The organism is Escherichia sp. 93.1518 (genome assembly GCF_013368915.2).
GTDB classification, from domain to species: domain Bacteria; phylum Pseudomonadota; class Gammaproteobacteria; order Enterobacterales; family Enterobacteriaceae; genus Escherichia; species Escherichia ruysiae.
Window position 1 is genome coordinate 57352 of record NZ_JABWMT020000027.1, and the last position, 6675, is coordinate 64026.

The following is a 6675-nucleotide window of genomic DNA, read 5'->3' on the forward strand; positions in this document are numbered from 1 at the left end:
TACCCCTTAAAACAACGAGCCAAGCAGACCAAGACCAGCACCGATACCAGCACCCCACGGAGTTGATAGCTCGAGAGCACTGGCTATGCCACCACCCAAAAGCGCACCGGATGCAGCACCACTAACACCCTGCTGCAATGCTGACGGTCGGTTGGCGTTTGCCGCCGCCAGCGCCGCGCTTTGCTGTGAAATCTGGCTCATGTTGTTGGCATATGTTTGCCCGGCGTTTGCCTGCCCCTGAAGAGCGCCAAGACCGATATTTGCCAGGTTGTTGTAATTGTTCATTTGTCCAGATAGCCATTGCTGACCAAGCGTTGGTGCGATTGTTGCTAACTGATTACCGGTTGCAGTGGAACCCAATCCACCTGTTGCTTCCGCTGCCGCCAGACTCTGATAGCGAGCCTGACTTGCAAGGTCTTTGTACTGCTGAGAGTTGTAATACTGGTTAAGTGCCTGACCTTGCCCCTCCAGAGACGATAAGTTCTCAAGGCTGCCGACATACTTCCCAGCCAGAGGAGTAAACGGTTTCAGGTTGTTCATGATGGTGTTGAACTGCTGATTTTGCAGGTCTGCTGCATACTTCTGAGCTTCTGCGGCATACTTTGCGCTTTTATCAGAGCTGCCACCTTTCCCGCCTTTTTCAGGGTAATAAGGTTCCTCGCCGCGCAGTTTTCTGCCCAGCGTAAATGCATATAACATGGCTATCTCCCGTGATTCAGGAAGTCGATTAGTTCTTCGCGTGTGGCGCTGTAAAACGTCACGTCATCCACGCCTTTGAAGTATTTCTTGATGGTTCCTACACGCTTAAGGCCAATCATTGCGCAGTACATCTGCCCGTGGCGGAATTTGCGTGCAGCAAATGATGTGACGCACTGAACGGTGGTGTTGGTCAGAATGTATCGCCAGAACGCCAGCCCTATTTCCTTGCTGAAGCCGCGAATCTCTGGCAGGTACATGGCGTGGCAATCGAATGTAAGCGGCTGAATCTCCTGATAGTAAACAATGCCGCCAAACTGCCCGTGCACGTTAACTTCAAAGTAACGGCAATCAGGTTTGTAGCCGTATTCATCACCGTTATTGCTCCCGGCGATAATGTCAGGGTGATTTCCGACTGCTTCTATCAGGTCGATGTTTCGCGTTGGTTTGAATGTAATCATCAGTCAATCAGCCCATGTAATCTAAGTGCTGTTTCAAGCGCCAGAATACGCTGCCGCGCCTGCTGCAAACCTGTAGCGAGAGCTGCGACTTCGGATTGTGTGTATGTAGTGCCGACAGTGTATGACTGGTTAGCGTTGAATGAGCCAAGAAGTGGCGTACCTGTGGCTGCAGTCCATCCGGTATTTCTTGCTCCAACAACCTGAATTCCATCAACTGAATATGATGTTTTTACATCCAGCGGTGACGCAAGAGACTGCGATTTGGTTACAGTTTTCGATACGTAATCACTCTTAATGTCAGATACATCGCTTTCTACGCCATCCAGTCTTTTGTCAACAGTGACCAGATGCGCCTGAATATCGATAACCTCATCCAGCAAGTAATCAACATCGCTACGCAGTACGACTATCTTCCCTTCGGCGGTTGTTAACCTGACCTCAAGGAGATTTATCGCTTTTGTGTTTGCGGTGATTCTTGCATCGTGGTCAGCCAGTTCGACATCCTGTTCATCGTTTTTTACTTGGGCATCATAAGCGCCCTGACCAGCCTGATTTGCCTTTCCAGCAATTGCACCGACATCAGCCCCCTGATTAATGACATACAGCAGGTAAGACTGGCTGAAGATATTGCGTGGAAGGATTGATGTATCGAGCCGCGTCGCCTGAACAATAACCGGTGTGTTGAGATTCGAATCAGCCATTACTCAATCCTTATCTGAGCGCCAGACAGAGTGACAGGTGACTTCGTGATAATGCGCAATTTGAAGCCGACATTTTTCCTGATGCGCCCGACTCGCTTCCACAAAACGCGTTTGTCGTAAACGAACGGTTCATTCTGCTCAATCATCTGCTCACGACCGTAATTGATGCCGTCAGTGGTTGCAGAGAGGAACAGGCGGTCAGCGTACTGAGCGACACCCGTCGATGATTCAACTTCCAGATCGAAGCATCTGCCGTTATCCGCTTTGAACAACGGAGTAAACAACAGGTGTTCCTGTTGCTTGTCGTACTGGCTGCTGATATCGAACTGCAATTTGCCGATAACCGATTCCAGCTTATCTCCGCACGTTATCTGATTGCCTTCGTAAATGAAGTCGATAGCGCGGTACACATCGTCATACAGGCCTGTTTTCAGCACACACCATTGCGGACCATTGGCGCTTGAAGATGCGTCGTACACGAGGACGTGGCGCGGAAGATGGATAATCAGCAGCTCATGCGCATCAAATCGCAGAGACTCCATCACACCATCAGCCAGTTCATCAGCAGTGTAGGAGCGGAGAATTTTCTCAATGCTCGCGCTGGCGATTGGTGATACCTGACCGGAGCCGATGATGTATACAGACGGAGCACCTGTTGCCGGATTGCTGATGAACGCATAAGAATCAGCGAATGGCGTTTTGCAGTAAGTCCCGGCGATGCCTTTTTGCACCATCAGTGATGGCTGTGCGACATACAAAGCTGCACCAACGGTGGTTGCACCAGTCAGGGAGAAATATTCAATCGTCGATGAACCAAAGCAGACGATGAAGTCTCGCCATGTTCCGATGCCGATGATGCCGTCAGGCTGAGACTCTGCGCGATATTGTGCGCTGTAACGGTCAGGGTGCGATTCGTCTTCAAGGTCAGTGATAAACCATGAATCAGTTCCGTCTTTTGACCACGCATAACGCCCACGTAAGCGCGTAATGTCACGAACAGAACCTAGCTCATACTGCGTAAATCCACTGTCTGTAGGCCAGTTTGAGACGGTTTTAACCGTGCCATCATATCGATACTCGACCAGTTGACCATTAACGCCTACTGCCTGTGATGTCCTACCGTGTGCCATTGATACGCGACCACTTCCGGCAACATCACCGACCTCGCTTTCGCCCTTATACAGCTTGCCGCCACACACGCGATATACAGCATTCTGCGCCATGTTGTACTCGACTCCGCGCGATACACCGTTCACATCAGAGCGTTTGGCAATACCCGGGAATGAACGAAGATATCCGCTGCTGTTAAGGATTTCTTTGGGGGTTGCCAACATATTCACTGGCAGATAGTCGATATAGTCGGCGTTTCGAAAGTCTTTGCCGACACCTTTCATAAGCGGAAGTTGCTGAATCGGCATTTATTCACCTATGCGTTTGGGATATCGCCATCAATCAGAGGGAGATCGCCTGGATAATATCGGTCAGATGTGAACACGTCATATTTATTACCCTGTCCTACAGGAAAATCTCCACGTCGTCGCATTGAAGGAACAACCAGAGTGTCGGTCATCAAGGCATCATATGAGCGTTGGGCGTTACTGAGAACTTGTGGAGTTGGCTCAAGACTGTAATCAGATAGCATTCTCAGCAATAACTGATAGCCTACTGCGTGTTTGTATTTTCTTGGAAGACCTGACTCATCATCTGGTAATGGCTGATCATCTCCAGTTGCGAAAGCGTAACCAATGTCGCCGGGGTTAATCATCCACTCGGACATCATATCTTCCAGATCATTTACACCATCTTCAATTGATTGCGGCTCAACATCAGTCAGCGATGCGTTAGAAGCAATAGCAAACTTACGAAGCGCAAAAAGGACGATCTCACCCTTTGTCAGTACTGTTGCCATTGTCTGCCGCCTTACGACCTCGCTTACTGGTCGGTTTCAATTCATCAACTGAGGCAACAAAGCCCAACTTTTCGAAAAACTGGAAGTCTTTTTCTGTGATAACGGCCTGTACATGCCCGGATTCGTTATCTGCGGCAAGGAATACACTCATGCGATCCATATTGTTTCCTTAAAACATAAAAGGGGCGTAAGCCCCTTGTTATTACGGATTACCGAAGAACTGACCGCCCATGTGAGGGTTAAAGCACACATATGCAGGCAGTAAGTCAAAGCGCATTTTTTGCACGTTGGCATCGCCATCTGCGTATTTATGTACGCGGATGGAGAAACCTTCATATGTTGCAACAGCAGAATCAATACTGTGCAGTTTCGGCAGTGGGATAGAGCCAAGTCCACAGAAGAACTTGTTATAGAACAGGTTTGGCTTCATTGTCTGGCTAGCAGTGCCTACTACAGATACGGCATCACCTGCCGCTACCTGACGACTTACAGAGTTGTACTGCGGTTTTGTAGTGTCATAAATCGGAACACCAGAAAGCGTAACCGTCACATCGCCACTGCCGTCTGAATCAGCATCAGCAGTAACCGTTGCAGTGAAGCTAATTGGTGTGGCTCCGTTATACAACGCCTGTTTGGTCTGCTGTTGCAGCCAGTAGGTATTGGTGAATTTAACCTGATCACCAGCTTTCAGGAAACCTGTAACGCTGGTTGTCGCTCCGGTCAATGTTACAGTGAACTGGTATGAGTCTTTAACTGCGTTATAGGTAACAGTTGGCTGTGTTTTGACTGTCAGTGTTCCGCCAAATGCCCCCTGCGTACGAGAGGCAAGCCCATTAGACATCAGTGCGCGAATGCCGCCAAAATTGGTTGGGATCTGTGCATTCTCCCATGCAGTACGAACCAATTGATCTGAAGCGTGCAAACCAGTCTGCGCATCAGCAAGTCGCTGTGCAGACCATGGATCCATTACAGCATAGTTTTCACCTTCATTAACGCCGAGGTCTTTCAGGAAAGATGCCGTCTGCGCAACATCAGACCATTTGGTGATTGGAGTATTGGGGCTACCAAGTGACAACGCACCGTTATTCATCATGAAGTGAGCAAGCTCTGTTTCAAGGTCGGTAACGATTCGCTGGCGAACCGGCGCGAGAATTTCTTCCAGTTGGTTAAGCTTGATCGCTTCCTCCAGTTGCTGATATTCAACAGCAACAGTGATGTAGTTACCTACACGCCCCGTAGCTTTACCTGAGATCAGGTTGTTTTTATTTTGCCCCGAAATATCACCAGTGGGAGTACGGAGGGATGAGAATTGATGCGGACGTTTAAAGCTAACGCTATCGCCAGTGCTGGAGTTGATTTCACCTGCCAGCAACTGACGGTCTACGGTTTTCGCCAGAACTAAATCTGACATAAAACCCGGAAGGAATTTTTTCAGAACGATTTGACTGACGTTACTGTCGAGATTGTTAGGCATTTATCTTTTCCTTATTCGATTTTTGCGCCGGGGCATAATTTGTTGAATTCGTCTTGTTTCGCATCAGCACCGCCACCACGTACTTCCGGCTCTGGCTTGATGGCTTTCTTTGGTTTTGGAGCAAGGCTTACCTGTTTGCTAATCTGCCCCAAGAGGAATGCTGCGCGAATTGGATCTGTCTCAGCGGCTACACGCTGGCGTAATTGCTGGCTCTTACCTAAGCCATAGGCGAGTAGTTCAGAGCCTTCGTCTGCACAGTGAATGATGATTTCCTGCTGAATTGGTGGTAGCTCACTAAGAACAATGGCCTCCATTTCCTGATAATCTTTCACAGGAAGTTTGGCTGCCCGTTGTTTATGCGCTTCTACCCTTTGCTGGAAACGCTGTTGGTATTCCTGTTGCTGACGTAGTTTTTGTTGCTGCTGCTGTTCGACACGGCCTTTTTTCTCATGCCAATCAGTCAATGCCTGTTCAAACGCCTGTTCGTCATAATCACACGACTCAAGAGTCGGTTTTGGTGGAATAGCGTCTGGTTGTTGTTGCTGATGTTCCGCAGGCTTGGATAATGCTTCCTCAAGCTGGCGGCGCAACTCACGGTTTTCTTTCTGTGTTTCTTTGAAGCCTTTGCGAAGATCTTTCACCCATTGCGGTGCAGGTTGCCCGTCAATGTGATCATCATCGTCAGCGTTAAGCTGAATTTCTTCATCACCAATACGCAAGGCGTAATCTTCTGGTGTCTCTTCGGTTTTTTCAGGATCAGTTGCCATCTCTTTTCCGTTGTCATCCTGGCTTTCATTCTCAGGCTGTGACTCTGTTTGGATGATGGTTTCTTCTGCATTTTCCTGTGTTTCAGACAGGTCAATAACCTGACCGTCGATGATCAGTTCGTTTTCCATTGATTACTCCTGGTTAACTCGGCATTAAGTCTGCCGGTGACTGTGGTGGTGACTGGAATTGCTGTTGTTGTGACTCGGCGACATCTTTCAGAAGGCGTATTGTCTCCATCACTGCTTTGTCATCGATGTTTCTGGCTTGAGCCAGTTTATAGACAGTGTTTGCCTGACTCTCCATCGCATCCTGCTGGGCAGTAAATGCTTTGATTTGAGTTTGAGCAGTTTCGTTAGTTGCTTTTTGCGCTTCTGCCTGCGCTGCTACCATTTGCGCCTGAGCGAGAACCATTTCAGGATTTGGCTGGCTTTGTGCTGCCATTTGCGCCTGTTGAACAATCTGCTGCTCTTTCTCATTGCGTGGTTTTGCAATACCAGATATCAGCAGTTGGTTTCGGTTGTACTCTTTGAAGTCATCAAGGCCTTCGCCATCGATATTGTCCAGAATAATACCCTGAATTGCCGGGCGCATTGGGTCTGTTGGAAGCATAGTGTCACGAACGGTGCAATAGTGATCCACACCCAACGCCTGAAATCAGATCCAGGG

General features: G+C 48.7%; 8 protein-coding genes and 1 pseudogene. All 9 read right to left on the reverse strand.

The window, feature by feature from the left end; translation table 11 throughout:
• Window positions 1-6: 6 nt before the first annotated feature.
• Entirely contained in the window at window positions 7-699 is a 693-nt protein-coding gene (locus tag HEN21_RS17780) for a DNA transfer protein (protein WP_176252486.1), read from the reverse strand.
• 2 nt (window positions 700-701) lie between these two features.
• Entirely contained in the window at window positions 702-1157 is a 456-nt protein-coding gene (locus HEN21_RS17785; protein WP_021516148.1) for a DUF2824 family protein, read from the reverse strand.
• Window positions 1157-1858, reverse strand: a complete 702-nt coding sequence (locus HEN21_RS17790; RefSeq protein ID WP_021516149.1) for a hypothetical protein — start codon at window positions 1856-1858, stop codon at window positions 1157-1159. The genes HEN21_RS17785 and HEN21_RS17790 overlap by 1 nt, the downstream gene beginning before the upstream one ends.
• Window positions 1858-3276: a packaged DNA stabilization protein gp10 gene (locus HEN21_RS17795; RefSeq protein WP_021516150.1), complete on the reverse strand. Its 1419-nt coding sequence runs from the start codon at window positions 3274-3276 to the stop codon at window positions 1858-1860. Before HEN21_RS17795 ends, HEN21_RS17790 begins: the two co-directional genes overlap by 1 nt.
• 8 nt (window positions 3277-3284) lie before the next feature.
• Window positions 3285-3767, reverse strand: a complete 483-nt coding sequence (locus tag HEN21_RS17800; RefSeq protein ID WP_024231452.1) for a packaged DNA stabilization gp4 family protein — start codon at window positions 3765-3767, stop codon at window positions 3285-3287.
• Window positions 3742-3927, reverse strand: coding sequence for a hypothetical protein (locus tag HEN21_RS17805; RefSeq protein WP_069722772.1), 186 nt, complete (start codon window positions 3925-3927; stop codon window positions 3742-3744). Before HEN21_RS17805 ends, HEN21_RS17800 begins: the two co-directional genes overlap by 26 nt.
• 42 nt (window positions 3928-3969) lie before the next feature.
• Entirely contained in the window at window positions 3970-5241 is a 1272-nt protein-coding gene (locus tag HEN21_RS17810) for a P22 phage major capsid protein family protein (protein WP_176252485.1), read from the reverse strand.
• 11 nt (window positions 5242-5252) lie between these two features.
• Entirely contained in the window at window positions 5253-6137 is an 885-nt protein-coding gene (locus HEN21_RS17815) for a phage capsid scaffolding protein (protein WP_024231449.1), read from the reverse strand.
• A gap of 13 nt (window positions 6138-6150) precedes the next feature.
• Window positions 6151-6630: pseudogene (locus HEN21_RS17820) on the reverse strand (portal protein); the annotation flags it as partial.
• Window positions 6631-6675: the final 45 nt, after the last annotated feature.

Bases quoted from the DNA above. Each gene is read 5' to 3' on its own strand.
- HEN21_RS17805 (WP_069722772.1), bottom strand. From the start codon at position 3,927: ATGGATCGCATGAGTGTATTCCTTGCCGCAGATAACGAATCCGGGCAT.
- HEN21_RS17795 (WP_021516150.1), bottom strand. From the start codon at position 3,276: ATGCCGATTCAGCAACTTCCGCTTATGAAAGGTGTCGGCAAAGACTTT.
- HEN21_RS17810 (WP_176252485.1), bottom strand. From the start codon at position 5,241: ATGCCTAACAATCTCGACAGTAACGTCAGTCAAATCGTTCTGAAAAAA.
- HEN21_RS17800 (WP_024231452.1), bottom strand. From the start codon at position 3,767: ATGGCAACAGTACTGACAAAGGGTGAGATCGTCCTTTTTGCGCTTCGT.
- HEN21_RS17780 (WP_176252486.1), bottom strand. From the start codon at position 699: ATGTTATATGCATTTACGCTGGGCAGAAAACTGCGCGGCGAGGAACCT.
- HEN21_RS17785 (WP_021516148.1), bottom strand. From the start codon at position 1,157: ATGATTACATTCAAACCAACGCGAAACATCGACCTGATAGAAGCAGTC.
- HEN21_RS17790 (WP_021516149.1), bottom strand. From the start codon at position 1,858: ATGGCTGATTCGAATCTCAACACACCGGTTATTGTTCAGGCGACGCGG.
- HEN21_RS17815 (WP_024231449.1), bottom strand. From the start codon at position 6,137: ATGGAAAACGAACTGATCATCGACGGTCAGGTTATTGACCTGTCTGAA.